We start from the raw sequence: 16,476 nt of genomic DNA, 5'->3' as shown, positions 1-16,476 counted from the left end.
ACCCCTAGAGCGACAAGGGGCGGTGCGGGAACTCGGCCTCCCGCTGCTGGAACTGCAGCACATCCGGGTTCAGGACCACGCCGTCGCGGATTTCGATCGCGCGGCGGATGGTCTCGTTTCCCGCCCAGGCCTCGGGGCCGGACACCACGGTCTCGAGGAACGGCAGCAGCGCCTCGCTGATTTCCCAGCTGGCGGAATTCCACAGATAGGACGGGCTGTGGTCCACGGCGTAGTAGTCGATGTGGTCACCCACTTTGAACATCGGCTCGGCGAAGGTGGTGGTTTTCGCCCAGCTGAAGCCCATGCCCTCGTCGCAGGAGACGTCCACGATCAGGCTGCCGGGCCGGAAGGCGGCCAGGTCCCCGGTGCGCAGGTAGGTCAGCGGCGCGTTGGGGTCCTGCAGCGTGCAGTTGACCACGATGTCGCTCGCGGCCAGGAACGGCGCCAGCGGCACGCGCCCGCGCTCGGTGATGACCTCGCTCAGGAACGGCGCCTCGCTGTCATGGTCGAACTGCGCGATGCGGACCGAGTGGATGGGAGAGCCAACAGCGGCAACACCGCGGTTGGTCAGCACCTGCACGTCATGGACACCGTGGGCATTCAGCGCCGTCACGGCGCCGCGGGCGGTGGCCCCGAAGCCGATCACGACTGCGCTCAACCGGCGGCCGTAGTCTCCGGTGGAACCGGTCAGCGCCAGGGCATGCAGCACGGAACAGTAGCCTGCGAGCTCGTTGTTCTTGTGGAAGACGTGCAGGCCGAAGCCGCCGTCGCTGGCCCAGTGGTTCATGGCCTCGAAGGCGATCAGCGTGAGTTTCTTGTCGATCGCCAGCTGGGTGATGGCCCGGTCCTGGACGCAGTGCGGCCAGCCCCAAAGGACCTGCCCGTCCCGGAGCTCGGCCAGGTCCTCGGGCTGCGGCTTGGGCAGGAGGACGACGTCGGCTTCCGCCAGCAGTTGCTGCCGCGGCGCGATGCGCCCCACGAGGGGTGCGAGCTCGGCGTCGGACCGGCCGAAGCGCTCGCCGTAGCCTTCCTCGAGGATCAACCGGTCCCGGATCTCCGGCGCGATGCGGTCCAGGTGCAGGGGGTGGATCGGGAGGCGCCGCTCGTCCGGTTTGCGTGTGCCGGCGAGGATGCCGAGCGTGAGGTAATTCGGTGAACGGGTCACTTCTTTTTGGGGCTCGCCGTCTTTGCGGCGGTCACTTTATCGAGGGAGCTGGCCGGCGCTGATGCGGCCCTCTTGTCAGCGCGCTTTTCCTTAATGGATTTGCCGGATTTTTTGGATGCTGCTTGACGGGGGGATTTGTCAGCCATGATTGCTCCTGTAGCGGAACCGAAGAGGTTCCTGACTTCCGACGATACAGGTAGCAACCTAATAGGAGCCCGGGATGCTGCGGGGGCAATTGGAGCGGCTGACGGGAATCGAACCCGCGTATCAAGCTTGGGAAGCTAGCGCTCTACCATTGAGCTACAGCCGCAGTGGGACCAGTCAGAGTGCTGGACTTCGCCCCGGGGAACAACGAGCTTTACCTTACCTCAGTCGTGGGCGTTCTCCGAACAGGTCATGCGGTCGAAGTCATGGGTCGCCCGCTCCTCTGTTTGCCACAGATGGCCGCCAAACCGCTGCGCAGAGGGGCTATCTCCGTCAAACGGCGGGCTGGACATCCTCATGTCCACATACATGTGGCTGGGCACCGACCTCGACTTTGAGGCGTCCAAGTTCTTCGTCGAGGACACCGAGCACGGTCATGTAGCAGCACACAGTCCGGGAGCCCATAACGCTTCGGTAAAGGCCCGTCCCGGAGCCGAGCGGTGCGGGCCTCGCTGTCTATCCTGAATTGGTTAGCTGCAGTTCGGGGGAGGCGGGCTACGCCCATTTGCCGTTCGCCGAGCAAGGATTTTTGTGGCATTCGCAGAGTACGACGTCGTCATCCACTGTGACGCAATGAGCGTGTACAACTTCCTCCTGGACCCGGGCCACCTGCCGCTTTGGCGTGACGGGGTCCGGAGCGTGGAACTGCTCTCCGGCGCCGCAGGCGCCAAGGGTGCCGTGTACCAGCAGACGATCGCCGGACCGGGCGGCAGGCCCGTGGCCGCGGACTTCGAAATCATCGAAGCCCGGACGGGGGCGGAGATTCAGTACCAGGTCATCGTCGGCCCGGTCCGGCCGCGCGGCGGCTACTACCTGAGCACGGAGGGTCGCAGCACCCGCGTCCGGTTCGCTTTGAACTGTGAGCCCAGGGGATTCGTGATCCGCATGACCAGCCCGTTCCGCCAGCGAATGAAGGCCGAGGTTGGCCAGCTTGAGCGGCTCAAGTCCCTCCTCGAAGATATGCCCGCTACGGAATGGACGGGCCGGTGAAGTTGCACCGCCCACTGCCGGCCTCGGCCACCTGAATTTCCACCCGGCCGACATTATGCTTCGAAGTGCTGTCGGTGAGCGTTATCCGTGCGCGCAGAATGTCGGCCGGAATTCGAGCCGTGGAATGGGTGGGTCTATCTCGAATTCGGGTAGCAAAGCAGGTAGTCAGCCCGTGGCGGCGAACAGGACGAGTGGTCTACAAACTCAAGAGGAGTAGGGCACACTCGTGTGCAGCAGAAGGCCATCGAATTTACTTGGGGAGACCACAGACAACCAAGTCGCTAGAAGGTCTCACCATGTATGACGAGAAGTTGATGGTCCTGCGCCCTTTCTTACCAACTGGCAGGCTTTCTCACGCCGAATCTGCCGGGAAGGCAGCGATTCCAAGGGATTCTGCACCTGGTCTCGGTAGAAGGCAGCGGCCATGAGTGAGCTCAAGCAGCGCCGACGCACACAAACTCCGATTCCAAAGGCGGGTCAAGCCCGCGTTCCGCTACGCACGCAACCATCCGCGAAGCCCCAACATTCGGTGTGGGACGACGCATCTCGACATAACATCGCAGCTCCAAGGAGCGCGGCCACCTTACGATGGAAGGGTTTCGTTAACCGTCTTCGAATCACGGATGCGGCGGCGATTGCCGTATCGGTGGCCTCGGCATACGTGGTCCGGTTCCGTTCCGATACCACAGCTGATCGTCAATGGGACTTTGAAACGAAATATCTCGTGGTCTCGGTATTGCTTCTCGTGGCCTGGGTCGCTGTCTTGGAGATTTACCGCACCCGCGACAGCCGGACTTTTGGTGTTGGCGCCGCCGAATACAAGCGGGTCATCCAAGCCACCCTCAAGCTGTTCGGTGCACTTGCGATAGCGATGGTTTTCATTCAGTTTGATGTGGCGCGAGGCTACTTCGCGATTGCTCTGCCACTGGGTCTGCTGCTGCTCACGGGAGACCGCTGGCTTTGGCGCAGGTGGCTGAATCAGCAGCGGTCCCGGGGTACGTACGTCTCTCGAGTCATTGTTATCGGAGAGTCAACTGACGTCGAGTACGTTATCAACCAGATCCAGAAGAACCCGACCGCGGGGTACCAAGTTTCCGGTGTCGCGCTTCCGACGCTGGAGAAGTCCATGGAACTGCGGCCTCCCTGGTACCGCATCCCCGTCCTGTCAACCCTGGCCGACGTCTCGCGGATGGTTGAAGTGGTCGGTGCGGATGCAGTCATCGTCGCGGGACCTGTCCACGGCGGTAGCACCTACATCAGGGAACTCGGATGGAAGCTTGAAGCCACGGGGACGGAACTGGTCCTGGCCTCGGGCTTGACCAACGTTGCGGGTCCGCGAATTCACTGGCGTCCGGTCGATGGGTTGCCGCTTGTGCACGTTGAGCTTCCGCAGTACGCCGGCGGAAAGCATGTTCTCAAACGTGCGGTGGACATCTCCGTAGCCTCCGTGGCGTTGCTGGTTTTGTCGCCGCTCCTGTTCGCGTTGGCTTTCATCGTCAAACGCGGCAGTGAGGGCCCCGTCCTCTTCCGCCAGGTACGGGCGGGCAGGAACGGGATTCCCTTTCACATGCTGAAGTTCCGGTCGATGGTCCAGACTGCTGAAAGCGATTTGGAGTCGCTCCGCGAGCTTAACGAGGGTTCCGGGCTGCTGTTCAAGATCCGCAACGATCCGCGGGTCACCAAGTGCGGGCGCTGGATGCGCAAGTACTCCTTGGACGAGCTGCCGCAGTTCTGGAATGTCTTGACCGGCGAAATGAGCTTGGTAGGGCCTAGGCCACCGCTGCCCGCGGAAGTTGAAGGGTACGAGAAGTTCACCAACCGTCGGCTGCTCATAAAGCCAGGAATTACGGGATTGTGGCAGATAAACGGCCGTTCCACCCTCCCGTGGGACGAGAGTATCCGCTTGGATCTTTATTACGTGGAGAACTGGTCGCTCACGGGCGACCTGATCATTATGTGGAGAACATTCAGAGCCATGCGCAGCCCAGTCGGCGCGTATTGATGCGCGTATTGATGAAGGAGACGTCCTGGTCACTCGAATTGGATACGCAGCGGGGCCTTCGATCTATTCCACGCCGGCCACCTCAATTTTCTCTGTGATTTCCTGGTCGCCGGTGCCGTTGCGGATGGAATGCTGATCGAGGCAATGGGGCCGTGCGCCGGTTCCCCTAAGTCGTCAGTCAAATAGTCTGTCGCGAAAAGGGCTAACCGTACCGGTCTGATACCGGACCCCGTTTTTCGTAGTCGCCAAGTCTGGGCCCTGGAGCCGCCGTGAACGCCGTCGGGCCGGCGTGTGGACGCGGTTCCGTGACAGTAGCTCCACACTGTGCGGTCCATCCAATGGGGAGTGCGGTATTTTTGAACCTGTGCTGATCTCTGACCGCGACATTCGAACCGAAATTGACTCCCAGCGGATTGTCCTCGAGCCCTTCGACCCCGACATGGTCCAGCCGTCCTCGGTGGACGTCAGGATCGACAAGTTCTTCCGGCTGTTCGACAACCACAAATACGCCCACATTGACCCGGCCGAGGAGCAGCCCGAGCTGACCCGACTGGTGGAAGTTGAGTCCGGCGAGCCGTTCATCCTGCACCCGGGGGAGTTCGTCCTTGGCTCCACGTACGAGACCGTGACGCTGCCGGATGACATCGCGGCCCGCCTCGAGGGCAAGTCCTCGCTCGGCCGGCTCGGCCTGCTGACGCACTCGACGGCGGGTTTCATCGATCCCGGATTCTCCGGCCACGTCACGCTGGAACTGTCCAACATGGCCACGCTGCCCATCAAGCTCTGGCCCGGCATGAAGATCGGCCAGCTGTGCTTTTTCCGGCTGTCCTCGGCCGCGGAGCACCCGTACGGTTCGGGGGAATACGGCAACCGCTACCAGGGCCAGCGCGGGCCCACGGCCAGCCGCAGCCACCTGAATTTCCACCTCACCAACATCTAGGCGGGACGGCTGCCAGGCCGGACGGCCGCGCCAGGCAGCCAAGCCAGCCTCCCGGCCAGGCAGCAAGCGCGCTGTGTCGCAGGGGCGGCAGCGTTACGCCGGGCCCGAGGTCCGGAACGCGGGCCGCCGTGCGGGACGGCGCAGGAGCCGGACCAGCGGCTCCACGAAGCGGGCGGCCAGCGGCCCCACGATCGCCATGATCAGAACGTAGGCGGTGGCGAGGGCTGCCAGATCCGCGGGCACCACGCCGGAGGCAACGGCCAGGCCGGCGATGACAATCGAGAACTCGCCGCGTGCGATCAGGGCCGCGCCCGCGCGGTAGCGGCCGGGAATGCCAATCCCGGCCCGCTTGGCCGCCCAGTACCCGGTGACCACCTTGGTGGCTGCCGTCACCAGGGCCAGCAGCAGGGCCCAGCCCAGGACCGGGGGGATGGACCGGGGGTCGGTGTTGAGGCCAAAAACCACAAAGAAGATGGCCGCGAAGAGGTCACGGAGCGGTTCCAGGACGCGGGTGGCGCTGTGGGCCGTGGCGCCGGAAATCGCGATGCCGAGCATGAAGGCGCCCACTGCCGCGGAAACCTGCATGGCGGCTGCGAGCCCCGCGACCAGAAGTGCCGCGCCCAGCAGGTTGAGCAGGAAAACCTCGGAGTTTTCGCTGTGCACGGCCTTGGACACGTGGTGTCCGTGCCGCAGGGCCACCACCAGGACCAGGCTGACGACGGCCAGGGAGATCCCCACTGTCTGCAGCCCCAGCAGGATGCTGACGCCGGCGAGCGTGGCGGTCAGGACCGGCAGGTACACGGCCATAGCGAGGTCCTCGAACACCAGGATGGACAGGACAACCGGGGTTTCCCGGTTGCCGATGCGGCCAAGATCCGTGATGACCTTGGCGGCGATCCCGGAGGATGAAATGTAGGTGACGCCGCCCATCACCATGGCCCCCACGACGCCCCATCCCAGCATCACCGCGAGCCCGGCACCGGGCAGGAAATTGAGCAGCAGGTCCAGGACGCCGGCCTGCCAGGACCGCCGCAGGCCGGTGACGAGCTCGGACGCCGTATATTCCAGCCCAAGCATAAGCAGCAGGAGAATCACGCCGATCTCCCCGGACAGGTGCGCGAACTCGTGCATGCCTTCGAGCTTGACCAGGCCCCCGGCCCCGAAGAACAGCCCGCCCACCAGATAGAGCGGGATGGGGGACATGCCGATCCGCCCGGCCAATCTGGCCAGCAGGCCGAGGCAGAAGACGACGGCCCCCAGCTCGATCAGGGTCAGCGCGAGCGGATCCATCCGGCTTATCCGTTGCGCAGGATGCCGGCCGCCGTGTCCAGGCCTTCTTGCGTACCCACCGCAACGAGGAGGTCACCGGGGTGAAGGACGACGTCGGGTCCCGGGGAGGGCAGGACCTCGCCTTCGCGCATGATGGCCACGATCGAGACCCCGCTGCGGGTCCGGATGCATGCCTTCCCCATCGGCTGGTTCTGGAAGGGTGACTCAGCGCTGATCGAAAACTGGCGCGTGACGATACCCGGGATTTCCCGGTGGGCTTCCGAGAGCTGCATGGCGATGCGCTGGCCGCCCAGGAGGTTGCCCAGGGCGGCGGCCTCATCCGCAGTCAGCGGGACAGAGGCCTGGCAGGTGTCAGGATCGTCCCAGGTCGAGACGATGAGTTCCGTCTGGCCCTCGCGGTATTCGACAACGCCGATCCGGCGTCCGGAGGCAGTCATGAAGTCCTTGCGCCGGCCGAGGCCGGGGAGGTCCGTCTCATCCACGTTCATACCCTCAGCCTAGTGCGCGAACCGGTGATTCGGCCGCCTCAGGACTCGGGGACCACCGCGATTTCGGTCTGGTCGGGGGCCTTGACCGGCAGGAGCACGAGCAGGCCCACGAGCAGCACCACCATGATGCCGAGGATGCCCCAGCGCTGGGCCTGGCCCTCCGCTACGAAGGGTGCGGCGACGGCGATGCACAGCGTGAACAGCGCGGGGGCGAGGAAGCTTACGGCCCGGCCCGTGGTGGCGTAGAGGCCGAAGAGCTCGCCGGATTCGCCGTGCGGGGCGAGCCTGGCGAGGTAGGCGCGGGAGGACGACTGGGCCGGCCCCACGAAGAGGCACAGCAGCAGGCCGAAGACCCAGAACGTGGTGGTCCCGGTCCAGGCCATGCCAAAGAACTTGTAACTGCCGGTGCCGAGGACCAGGATCGCGGTACCCGCGACCAGCAGGCCGGCGAGGGACGCGATAATCACAGTCTTCGGCCCGATCCTGTCATCCAGGAAGCCGCCGAGGATGGCGCCGGCGGCCGCCACGACATTTCCGAAGATCGCGAAGAAGATGACGTCCTTGAGCTCGAAGCCAAAGGTGCCGGCCGCGATCACCCCGCCGAAGGTGAAGACAGCTGCCAGCCCGTCCCGGAAGATGGCGCTCGCGAGGAGGAAGTAGATAGTGTGCGGGCTGGTTCGGTAGATCGCCTTGATGCGCCGGACGAGCAGGCCGTAGGAGGCGAGGAACCCCAGCCCGGCTCCCCGGTCCGAGCGCGGCAGCTCCGGGACCGCGAACAGCACGGGCAGTGCAAAGACGAGGAACCACAGGGCCGAAAACACCGCTACCAGCCGAATGTTCAGGCTGTCCGCGGTGGAGGCGCCAAACCAGTTCACGCTGGGCTGGACAAAAAGCTGGAGCACAACCAGCAGCGCCACGATGCCGCCGAGATACCCCATTCCCCAGCCGAAGCCGCTCACTTTGCCGATGTTCCGCGGGGTGGAGATCTGGGTGAGCATGGCGTTGTAGTTGACCCCGGCAAACTCGAAGAAGACGTTGCCCAGCGCTATGAGCGTGACGCCCAGGATCAGGAAGTCCGGCCGCGGGAAGACAAAGAAGCACAGTCCGGTCAGGACGACGACGGCGGCAGTGTTGACCCCCAGCCACAGCTTCCGCCGGCCGCCCGTGTCCGAGCGCTGCCCGGTGACCGGGGCCAGGAGGGCAACGGCCACGCCGGCGACGGCCAGCGCGGCGCCCAGGACTGCCGAGGCCTGGTCCTCCCCGCCGAATGCCCTGGAGGTCAGGTAGACGGTGAAAACGAATGTTGTCATGACGGCGTTGAAGGCTGACGAACCCCAGTCCCACGAGGCCCACGCGAGGATCCGGCCCCGGTGCGGGACGGGACTTCCCGATTCCAGTTCCGAGGGGCGCATGGCCTCGGGGGCGGCGGCAGTGTTCATAGCCAGAATCGTAGCCGCCCAGGGCGTCCTCCGAGGGGGAGCGGGAGGGGTTTTTGCCAGCCGGGGTTTAACCCCGGCTTCACATTTGCGTCGCATTGTTCAGCGGCCGGTGTCCCGGCCAAAAGAATTTGTACACGCTTGGTAAACTGACGGCACCGAACCTAACAAATGACCCGCCTGCTCCAACTTGCTGACAATCGACTTTCTGACGTTGCGGAGATACCAGTGATCACAGTCCTTGCCGTGCACTTTGCGGTGGCTGCTGTGGCCCCGCTGCTGTTCCGAAAGTTTGGCAGGAATTCGTTCTTCGCCCTGGCCGCGGTCCCCGCGGCCTCCTTTGTCTGGCTGCTGCTGCAGCACGACGAAGTCTATGCAGGCACAGTCTATTCAGGTTCTGACGGGGCGATTACCGAAGTCATCCCCTGGATTCCCGGACTGCAGCTCGAACTCGCGTTCCGGATGGATGCCCTGGCCTGGGTCATGTCCCTGCTGGTGCTGGGGGTGGGTGCGCTGGTGCTGGTCTATTGCGCCCGCTACTTCAAGGACAAGGACGACTACCTCGGCGGTTTCGGCGCCCAGCTCCTGGCCTTCGCCGGGGCGATGTTCGGCCTCGTTACCGCTGATGACCTTCTGCTGCTGTTCATCTTCTGGGAACTGACCACCGTGCTGTCCTACCTGCTGATCGGCTACGCCCGCACCCGGCTGTCCGCGCGGCGCTCGGCGTTGCAGGCACTCGTGGTGACCACCGCCGGCGGCCTGGCCATGCTCGTGGGGCTCATCATGCTCGGTTCGACGGCCGGAACCTACCGGATCCAGGCGATCATGGACCTGGCTCCCACCCTGGTCGCCGGCCCCGCAGGCGGGGTCGTGAACGCCGCCGTCGTCCTCATCCTGATCGGTGCGATCACCAAATCCGCCCTGGTGCCGTTCCACTTCTGGCTCCCCGGCGCAATGGCTGCCCCCACCCCCGTGAGCGCCTACCTGCATGCCGCGGCCATGGTGAAGGCCGGGATCTACCTCGTGGCCCGGCTGGCTCCGGGATTCGCGGACACCGCGGCGTGGCTGCCGATCGTGCTCGGCCTGGGCCTGGCCACCATGCTGGTGGGCGGCTACCGGGCCCTCCGGCAGACAGATATCAAGCTCATCCTCGCCTACGGCACCGTGAGCCAGCTGGGCTTCATGACCATGGTGGTGGGCCTCGGCACCCCCGACGCGGCACTCGCCGGAATAGCCCTGCTCCTGGCGCACGGGCTGTTCAAGGCCACGCTCTTCCTGGTGGTGGGCATCATCGACCACCAGTCCGGGACCCGGGACATCCGCGAGCTCTCCGGCGTCTACGGATCGGCCAGGGCACTGGCGGTCGTCGCGGCGATCGGCGCGGCCTCGATGGCGGGCGTGCCCCCGCTGGCCGGCTTCGTCGCCAAGGAATCGGTGTTCGAGGCCTTCCTCCAGTACAAGTCGGAGACCGGGACCGGACCCTGGCTCCTGGCCGGTGTGGTCCTGGGCTCCATCCTGACCTTCGCCTACAGCGCCCGGTTCATGTGGGGAGCCTTCGCCCTCAAGCCCGGCGTGGAGCCCACGGCCTTCAAGCCGGTCAAACCGGCGTTCCTCGCCGCGCCGGCGATCCTGAGCCTCCTCACAATCCTTTACGGGCTGTGGCCTGCCCCCGTTGACGCCTGGATCCAGCCCTACGCGGAGCTTTTTGTGCACGGCTCCGAGGCCCCGCCCGGGCACCTGGCGCTGTGGCACGGCATCACCCCGGCCCTGGGCCTGACCGCAGTGACGTTCGTCCTGGGCCTGGCGATGTTCTACGGCCGCAACGCCGTGGCCCGGCTGCAGGCGCTGGTGCCGGGCTGGATCGACAGCGACCGTGCCTACCAGCAGACGATCGGCGCCCTGGACGACACCGCGGTATGGATCACCGGCCGGACCCAGCGAGGTTCGCTCTTCTTCTACCTGTCCGTCATCCTGACCGTGGCGTTCGTCCTGCCGCTGACGGCGCTGCTGCTGGCCAACAAACCGCTGCCGCCCGGCCTCTATGTCATCGATCCCGGCTCGCCGCTGCAGTTGGTGGCCGGCGCCGGAATCGTGATCGGGGCGCTGGCCGCGGTGCGCGCCAACAAACGGTTCCTGGCCGTCCTGATGGTGTCCGTCACCGGCTACGGGATTGCGATGATGTTCGCCCTGCAGGGAGCCCCGGACCTCGCCCTGACGCAGATGCTGGTCGAAACCATGATCCTGGTGGCGTTCGTGCTGGCCATGCGGAGCCTTCCGCCGGGGCTGCGGGACCGCACCGGCGGCAAGTACCGGGTCATCCGCGTGGTGATCGGCCTGGCATTCGGCGTCACCATGATTTTCGTGGCCATCCACGCCCTCGGCGCCCGGGTGGCGCCGCCGGTCTCCCTGCAGTTCCCGCAACTGGCCTATGAGGGCGGCGGCGGCCTCAACGTCGTCAACGTGACCCTGGTGGACATCCGGGCCTGGGACACCTTTGGCGAGATCTCGGTCCTGGCCCTGGCCGCCACCGGCGTGGCAAGCCTCATCTTCGTCCGCGGCCGCGGCGACCGCATCCGGACATCCGCGAGCGTCGCGGAAGGGACCGTGGGCCGGCGGACCGGGGCCAGGGGAAGCACCAGGGAAGACGCCGCCCTGGCGATGAACCGGCGGTTCGCTGCCGCCACTCGCGACGCCTGGCTGGTGGCCGGCCGGACCCTGGCACCCGAACGCCGCTCGATCATTTTCGAGGTGGTCACGCGCCTCATCTTCCACTCGATGATCGTGTTCTCCATCTATCTGCTCCTCGCCGGCCACAACCTGCCCGGCGGCGGCTTCGCCGGCGGCCTCACGGCCGGCCTCGCCCTCACCATCCGCTACCTGGCCGGCGGCCGCTTCGAACTGCGCGAAGCGACACCCGTCGGCGCCGGCACCCTGCTGGGGATCGGACTGGCCACGGCGGCTGCCGCCGGAATGACGCCGCTGCTGCTGGGCGGCGAAGTGTTCCAGAGCGCCATCGTGGAGCTGTGGCTGCCCGTCTTCGGCGACATCAAGTTCGTCACCTCGACCATTTTCGACATCGGTGTCTACGTCGTGGTCGTCGGACTGGCCCTGGACGTGCTGCGCAGCCTCGGCGCGGAGATCGACGAGCACTTCGAAGAACAACCCGAGACGACCGAAGAGGGGTCCGCCGAAGACCAGGACAGCGGAGGAATCCCGGCCGGTGTCCCTTCCGGGTCCGCCGACGGGTCCGCCGACGCGGAAACCACTGCCAAGGGGAGAACATGAGCGTCAACCTGACCCTGCTGACGGTCATGGGCGCCCTGTACGCCTGTGGCATCTACCTGCTCCTCGAACGCAGCCTCACCCGGGTCCTGCTGGGCCTCATGCTGCTGGCCAACGCCACGAACCTGCTGATCCTCGCCACCGGCGGCTACGCCGGGCTGGCGCCGCTCTTCGACAAGGACACCCCGGCGGGGGACTACAACGACCCCCTGCCGCAGGCCCTGATCCTGACCTCGATCGTGATCTCCTTCGCCGTCACGGCGTTCATGCTGGGCATCATCTACCGCACCTGGGTCCTGGCCCGCCAGGATGAAATCCAGGACGACGCCGAGGACCGCCGCGTCGCGGAAACGCCAAGCTTCGATGCCGAGGATGACTCCGTGATCCCGGTCGAGACTTCGGAGTTCCCGCTGGCTACGGTCATGTCCGGTGACCGCCCCGTGCGGGCCGACAAGGCCGCTTCTGAAGAGCAGCCCGGCTCCCTCAACGTTGACCCCAGCCCGGAAGGAGGCGGAGAGTGAACATCACCAGCCTTGCCCCGCTCGCCGTCGTACTCCCCATCCTGGGCGCCGCCCTGACCTTCCTGCTCATCCATCACCCGCGGGTCCAGCGCACGGTCAGCATCGCCGTGCTGACGCTGACACTGCTGCTGGAATGCTGGCTGCTGGCCTCCGTCTGGGATGGCGGGACGGCCGCGGTGAACATCGGCGGCTGGCTGCCGCCCTGGGGCGTCGTGCTGGTGGTGGACCAGTTCTCCTCCCTCATGCTCGTGGTGTCCTCGGCCGTGAGCCTTGCGGTGCTGGTCTACGCAACGGGACAGGGCATGGCCGACGGCGACCGCGACGCGCCGGTCTCGATCTTCCACCCGACCTACCTGATCCTCGTGGCCGGGGTGTCCAACGCCTTCCTCACCGGAGACCTCTTCAACCTCTACGTCGGCTTCGAGATCCTGCTGACGGCCAGCTACGTGCTCATCACCCTCGGCGGGACAGGCCCGCGCATTCGGGCCGGCGTGACCTACGTGGTGGTCTCCGTCGTGTCCTCGGTGCTGTTCCTGATCGCGATCGCCATGATCTACGGCGCCACCGGAACCATCAACATGGCGGACCTCGCCATCAAGCTCGGCGACCTCGACCAGGGCACCCGGACGCTGCTGCACGTCATGCTGCTGGTGGCCTTCGGCATCAAGGCCGCCGTCTTCCCGCTGTCCTTCTGGCTCCCTGACTCCTACCCCACCGCCCCGGCCCCGGTCACCGCGGTGTTTGCCGGGCTGCTGACCAAGGTGGGCGTCTATGCGATGGTCCGCACGGAAACGCTGCTTTTCCCGGGGGATGCGCTCAACGCCCCGCTCATGGTCGCGGCGCTGCTGACCATGGTGGTGGGCATCCTCGGCGCCCTGGCCCAAAGTGACATCAAGAGGCTCCTGTCCTTCACCCTGGTCAGCCATATTGGCTACATGGTGTTCGGCCTGGCCATGTCCACCGTGGCCGGCCTGGGCGCCGCGGTGTTCTACGTGGCCCACCACATCACTGTCCAGACCAGCCTGTTCCTGGTGACCGGCCTGATTGAACGCCGTGGCGGCAGCTCGTCCATGGACCGCGTGGCGGGACTGGCCAAGCTCTCCCCGGTCTTGGGGGTCCTGTTCTTCATTCCCGCCATGAACCTCGCCGGAATCCCGCCGTTCTCGGGTTTCCTGGGCAAGCTGGGGCTGCTTCAGGCAGGCGTGGAACTGGGGACGCCGCTGGCCTACGCCCTGGTGATCGGCGGCGTGCTGACGAGCCTGCTGACCCTGCTGGCGATTGCGAGGGTCTGGAACCGGGCGTTCTGGCGCAAGCCCGGGGACGCCGAACACCCCGATCCGGTGCTCCTGGCAGCGCCGGCCGACTCCGCCACGGGTGACCGGGCCGGCAAGACGAATGTGACCCTGCTGCCCCGCACCATGGTGGGCTCCACCCTGGGCCTGGTGGTCTTTGGCGTGGCTCTGACGGTCTTTGCCGGGCCGCTGTTCAGGGTGGCCGACCAGTCCGCCCAGGAGATGCTGGACCGGACCTCCTACATCCAGGCCGTGCTCGGCCCGGATGCGCCCGTGCCGCCGGTGCCTCCGTCGCTCCATCCGGTGCAGGTCCGGGAGGGCGGCGGGAAATGAACCGGAAAAGGATCTCGCTGCGCCAGGAACTGCCGCTGCTGGTCTGGCTCGTCTTTGTCTGGGGCGCGCTCTGGCAGAACTTCAGCCCGGGCAATCTCCTCTTCGGCGCCCTCATCGCGGTGCTCGTGGCGCGCATTTTCTATCTGCCCCCGGTGGAACTCGGCGGCCGCTTCAACGTGCTCCGCGCCGTGCCGTTCGCCCTCATCTTCCTCGGAAAAGTCGTCGCGGCAAGCTGCCAGGTCCTGTACCTGGCCGTGGTCCGCGGCCCCAACGTGGTCAGCGCGGTCGTAGCCGTGCCGCTCCGAAGCCATTCGGACCTCCTGGTCACGGCCACCGGGCACGTGATCTCGCTGATTCCCGGGTCCCTCGTGGTGGAGGTGGACAGGTCGACGTCCACGCTCTACATCCACGGCATCAACGTCCGCAATGCCGAGGACGCGGCCAAGCTGCGCAAAGAGGTCCGGGACACCGAGGCCGGGCTGATCCGGATCATGGGGACCAAAGCCGAACTTTCCGCACTGACACAGGAGACCGCCGCATGATGCAGACCGTCCTGACGGTGACCGCCGTCGTACTGTCCCTGGCCGCCGCGGGGGCGATCGTCCGGATCGCGCGGGGGCCCTCGCTGCTGGACCGGGTTCTGGCCGCCGACGTGCTGCTGGCCATCTTCGGCGCGGCCCTGTGCATCGACATGGCCGCCAACCGGCACCTGAACAACCTGATGCTGCTCGTTGCGATTTCCCTGATCGGCTTCGTCGGTTCGGTCACCGTGGCCCGGTTCGTGGCCGACAGGCGGGAGGGCGTCCGTGAATCCTGACACAGTGATCGACGCCGTCTCCGCCGTGTTCATGGTGACCGGAGCCCTGATGTCCCTCGCGGCCGCCATCGGGCTGCTGCGCTTCCCGGACCTCATGAGCAGGATGCACGCGGCCACCAAACCGCAGGTCCTCGGCCTGTTCCTGCTGCTGGCGGCCCTCGGCCTGCAGATGCGCACCTGGTCGGTGTGGCCCGTCCTGCTGGTGGCCTGGCTCTTCCAGCTGCTCACCGTGCCCGTGTCCGCCCACATGGTGGGCCGGGCCGGCTACCGGACCAAGCACCTGCACCCGGAGCTGCTGAGCTCCGACGAGCTCGAGGCGGTAGTCCAGAAGGCCGCCCAGCATGCGGCCACGCACGGAGCGGACGACGACGACCGCTGAGCCCCCGTACGGCCCGGCGGACCCGTACGGCCCGGCGGACCCGGCCGGCACATCGACGGACGCGGCCGGGGCCTTCGACTGCCGCGGTGGGCGCCGCGGCTGGTCGGGTCAGGTCAGACGACGTCCTGGGTCTTGGCGAAGCGGGTGATCGCGCGCTGGGTGCCGCGGTTGGCGAGCACCTGGATGATGGCGCTGACCGATGCGGAGATCAGGGCGAACGTCAGGGCCGAGCGCAGGGTCGTGGGAACGTCGTCCTCCTGGCCTTTGGGCGGCTTGTTGCCCGTGGACTTTTCCCACATGGTGTCCACCAGCTTGGTGCCGGCAAAGCCGGCCAGGAGGCTGACGCCGGTGCCGAGCAGCTTGATGAGGATGTTCATTCTTCGGTCTCCTTGGGACGGGAACGGTTTTCCCCTAGCCTAGCGTTCCGGGGTGAGGACCATCCGCAGGGCCTCGACCACGAGTTCGTGATCCGCCTTCTGGGGCAGGCCGGAGACGGTGGCGACGGCGACGGCGCCCGTGCCGCGCACGTAGATGGGGAACGCCCCGCCGTGGGCGGCGAACTCCGACTGATCCCACCAGGCGTTGTCCTCAATCCTTCCGCCGGCGGCGCGGGCCCGGAGGCCCACCAGCAGGGACGGGACCTCGTACCGCATGGCGGTGCGCTTCTTGGCGTTGATCCAGCGCTCATTGTCCGGTGTGGCGCCGTCCAGCGCGGCGTGGAAGAGCACCTGCTCGCCTTTGGTGATGTCGACGGCGATGGGCAGCGAGCGTTGCCTGCCCAGCTCGACAAGGAGGAGCCCGAGGTCCAGGGCGTCATCCTTGCTGAACGACGCGAACTGGAGCGCCTCTATCTCGGCCAGCACGCGGCCGATGAGCACCGCCAGGGAACCCTGCGGCTGCGGCTCACTGGAGTCGGGATCGTATTCCCCGAAAGGATCTTGGGTGACCGGTGTGTGCGACAAAATATTCCAGCTTTCCGGTGGGTGACGAGGCCGCCCGCTGGCGGGTCCGGGGGTCCGGCACGACGACTCTACCAAGAGGGTTTTCCGGGCCGCCGGGACTTCCGCCGTCCGGTCCACGATTGTGACGGCACACCACTGAAAACCCGGCCGTCCGGGTGTAAACTGAGCCAGTCCACAAGGGCGAAAATAATTACGACAGGGGAGCGCCGCCGTCGGGCATCGCCGGAACAATCCGGGGAAACCTTTGGTGGGCGCTGAGAGTGCGGACAGCCGCAGACCCTCGAACCTGATCCGGTTAGTACCGGCGCAAGGGAGTCGAGTTCTCAGGGTGCGCGGAGGGCGGCGGAAGCCGAGACCGGCCGGCGCACCCTCCCC

Annotated in this window: 16 protein-coding genes, 1 tRNA gene, 1 pseudogene and 1 riboswitch; of the genes and pseudogenes, 10 read left to right on the top strand and 8 right to left on the bottom strand. The window is 66.2% G+C overall.

Going from position 1 to position 16,476, the window contains the following annotated elements:
• Window positions 1-4: 4 nt before the first annotated feature.
• The 3 genes from AC1DZV_RS14835 to AC1DZV_RS14825 form a co-directional block, all read right to left on the bottom strand.
• Window positions 5-1,165: a N(5)-(carboxyethyl)ornithine synthase gene (locus AC1DZV_RS14835; RefSeq protein ID WP_476954003.1), complete on the bottom strand. Its 1,161-nt coding sequence runs from the start codon at window positions 1,163-1,165 to the stop codon at window positions 5-7.
• Complete coding sequence (locus tag AC1DZV_RS14830; protein WP_018774018.1) at window positions 1,162-1,311, bottom strand: hypothetical protein; 150 nt, start codon at window positions 1,309-1,311, stop codon at window positions 1,162-1,164. The genes AC1DZV_RS14835 and AC1DZV_RS14830 overlap by 4 nt, the downstream gene beginning before the upstream one ends.
• A gap of 90 nt (window positions 1,312-1,401) precedes the next feature.
• Window positions 1,402-1,475, bottom strand: a tRNA-Gly gene (locus tag AC1DZV_RS14825).
• Window positions 1,476-1,900: 425 nt separating this feature from the next.
• Between AC1DZV_RS14825 and AC1DZV_RS14820 the strand changes: the two genes are divergently transcribed.
• From AC1DZV_RS14820 to dcd, 4 genes and pseudogenes are all read left to right on the top strand, one after another.
• Window positions 1,901-2,359, top strand: a complete 459-nt coding sequence (locus tag AC1DZV_RS14820) for an SRPBCC family protein (RefSeq protein WP_476951947.1) — start codon at window positions 1,901-1,903, stop codon at window positions 2,357-2,359.
• A gap of 424 nt (window positions 2,360-2,783) precedes the next feature.
• The gene (locus tag AC1DZV_RS14815; RefSeq protein ID WP_476954002.1) at window positions 2,784-4,361 is read left to right on the top strand and encodes a sugar transferase; all 1,578 of its coding nucleotides are present in this window, start codon (window positions 2,784-2,786) and stop codon (window positions 4,359-4,361) included.
• 25 nt (window positions 4,362-4,386) lie between these two features.
• A pseudogene (locus AC1DZV_RS14810) lies at window positions 4,387-4,505 on the top strand (adenylyltransferase/cytidyltransferase family protein); the annotation flags it as partial.
• Between the two features lie 220 nt (window positions 4,506-4,725).
• Window positions 4,726-5,301: a dCTP deaminase gene (dcd, locus tag AC1DZV_RS14805; RefSeq protein WP_026538211.1), complete on the top strand. Its 576-nt coding sequence runs from the start codon at window positions 4,726-4,728 to the stop codon at window positions 5,299-5,301.
• Between the two features lie 93 nt (window positions 5,302-5,394).
• Here dcd and AC1DZV_RS14800 read toward each other — a convergent pair whose 3' ends face one another.
• The 3 genes from AC1DZV_RS14800 to AC1DZV_RS14790 are packed head-to-tail and all read right to left on the bottom strand — an operon-like array spanning window position 5,395 to window position 8,518.
• A complete protein-coding gene (locus AC1DZV_RS14800) occupies window positions 5,395-6,591 on the bottom strand; it encodes a cation:proton antiporter (protein ID WP_028275381.1) in 1,197 nt (398 codons plus the stop codon).
• A gap of 5 nt (window positions 6,592-6,596) precedes the next feature.
• Entirely contained in the window at window positions 6,597-7,079 is a 483-nt protein-coding gene (locus AC1DZV_RS14795; protein WP_018774037.1) for a cation:proton antiporter regulatory subunit, read from the bottom strand.
• A gap of 38 nt (window positions 7,080-7,117) precedes the next feature.
• Window positions 7,118-8,518: an MFS transporter gene (locus tag AC1DZV_RS14790; protein WP_476951949.1), complete on the bottom strand. Its 1,401-nt coding sequence runs from the start codon at window positions 8,516-8,518 to the stop codon at window positions 7,118-7,120.
• 225 nt (window positions 8,519-8,743) lie between these two features.
• Between AC1DZV_RS14790 and AC1DZV_RS14785 the strand changes: the two genes are divergently transcribed.
• Genes AC1DZV_RS14785 through mnhG form a run of 6 tightly spaced genes read left to right on the top strand, consistent with a single transcriptional unit; the run spans window position 8,744 to window position 15,139 of the window.
• Window positions 8,744-11,800 carry a Na+/H+ antiporter subunit A gene (locus tag AC1DZV_RS14785; protein ID WP_476951950.1) on the top strand — a complete coding sequence of 1,019 codons (3,057 nt, stop codon included), beginning with the start codon at window positions 8,744-8,746 and terminating at the stop codon, window positions 11,798-11,800.
• Entirely contained in the window at window positions 11,797-12,318 is a 522-nt protein-coding gene (locus AC1DZV_RS14780; RefSeq protein WP_230009245.1) for a Na(+)/H(+) antiporter subunit C, read from the top strand. The genes AC1DZV_RS14785 and AC1DZV_RS14780 overlap by 4 nt, the downstream gene beginning before the upstream one ends.
• A complete protein-coding gene (locus tag AC1DZV_RS14775; RefSeq protein ID WP_476951951.1) occupies window positions 12,315-13,943 on the top strand; it encodes a Na+/H+ antiporter subunit D in 1,629 nt (542 codons plus the stop codon). The genes AC1DZV_RS14780 and AC1DZV_RS14775 overlap by 4 nt, the downstream gene beginning before the upstream one ends.
• Window positions 13,940-14,485 (top strand): Na+/H+ antiporter subunit E, encoded by a 546-nt coding sequence (locus AC1DZV_RS14770; RefSeq protein ID WP_476951952.1) that lies wholly within the window; start codon window positions 13,940-13,942, stop codon window positions 14,483-14,485. The genes AC1DZV_RS14775 and AC1DZV_RS14770 overlap by 4 nt, the downstream gene beginning before the upstream one ends.
• Window positions 14,482-14,760, top strand: coding sequence for an MrpF/PhaF family protein (locus tag AC1DZV_RS14765; protein WP_018774043.1), 279 nt, complete (start codon window positions 14,482-14,484; stop codon window positions 14,758-14,760). Before AC1DZV_RS14770 ends, AC1DZV_RS14765 begins: the two co-directional genes overlap by 4 nt.
• A gap of 31 nt (window positions 14,761-14,791) precedes the next feature.
• Window positions 14,792-15,139 (top strand): monovalent cation/H(+) antiporter subunit G, encoded by a 348-nt coding sequence (mnhG, locus tag AC1DZV_RS14760; protein ID WP_476951988.1) that lies wholly within the window; start codon window positions 14,792-14,794, stop codon window positions 15,137-15,139.
• Window positions 15,140-15,252: 113 nt separating this feature from the next.
• On the opposite strand, the gene AC1DZV_RS14755 is transcribed toward mnhG, so the two are convergent.
• Entirely contained in the window at window positions 15,253-15,516 is a 264-nt protein-coding gene (locus AC1DZV_RS14755) for a DUF4235 domain-containing protein (RefSeq protein WP_223915203.1), read from the bottom strand.
• Window positions 15,517-15,555: 39 nt separating this feature from the next.
• Complete coding sequence (locus AC1DZV_RS14750; protein ID WP_476951953.1) at window positions 15,556-16,101, bottom strand: heme-degrading domain-containing protein; 546 nt, start codon at window positions 16,099-16,101, stop codon at window positions 15,556-15,558.
• 187 nt (window positions 16,102-16,288) lie between these two features.
• Window positions 16,289-16,432: riboswitch (TPP riboswitch) on the top strand.
• The last annotated feature ends 44 nt before the right edge of the window (window positions 16,433-16,476 follow it).

It is taken from the genome of Arthrobacter sp. P1_D12 (assembly GCF_056406175.1).
This window is presented reverse-complemented; position numbering and strand designations above follow the sequence as displayed.

Excerpts from the sequence above, each read along its gene's own strand:
- AC1DZV_RS14830 (WP_018774018.1), bottom strand. The coding sequence starts at position 1,311 with ATGGCTGACAAATCCCCCCGTCAAGCAGCATCCAAAAAATCCGGCAAA.
- AC1DZV_RS14815 (WP_476954002.1), top strand. The coding sequence starts at position 2,784 with ATGAGTGAGCTCAAGCAGCGCCGACGCACACAAACTCCGATTCCAAAG.
- AC1DZV_RS14800 (WP_028275381.1), bottom strand. The coding sequence starts at position 6,591 with ATGGATCCGCTCGCGCTGACCCTGATCGAGCTGGGGGCCGTCGTCTTC.
- AC1DZV_RS14795 (WP_018774037.1), bottom strand. The coding sequence starts at position 7,079 with ATGAACGTGGATGAGACGGACCTCCCCGGCCTCGGCCGGCGCAAGGAC.
- AC1DZV_RS14790 (WP_476951949.1), bottom strand. The coding sequence starts at position 8,518 with ATGAACACTGCCGCCGCCCCCGAGGCCATGCGCCCCTCGGAACTGGAA.
- AC1DZV_RS14780 (WP_230009245.1), top strand. The coding sequence starts at position 11,797 with ATGAGCGTCAACCTGACCCTGCTGACGGTCATGGGCGCCCTGTACGCC.
- AC1DZV_RS14770 (WP_476951952.1), top strand. The coding sequence starts at position 13,940 with ATGAACCGGAAAAGGATCTCGCTGCGCCAGGAACTGCCGCTGCTGGTC.
- AC1DZV_RS14765 (WP_018774043.1), top strand. The coding sequence starts at position 14,482 with ATGATGCAGACCGTCCTGACGGTGACCGCCGTCGTACTGTCCCTGGCC.
- mnhG (WP_476951988.1), top strand. The coding sequence starts at position 14,792 with ATGGTGACCGGAGCCCTGATGTCCCTCGCGGCCGCCATCGGGCTGCTG.
- AC1DZV_RS14755 (WP_223915203.1), bottom strand. The coding sequence starts at position 15,516 with ATGAACATCCTCATCAAGCTGCTCGGCACCGGCGTCAGCCTCCTGGCC.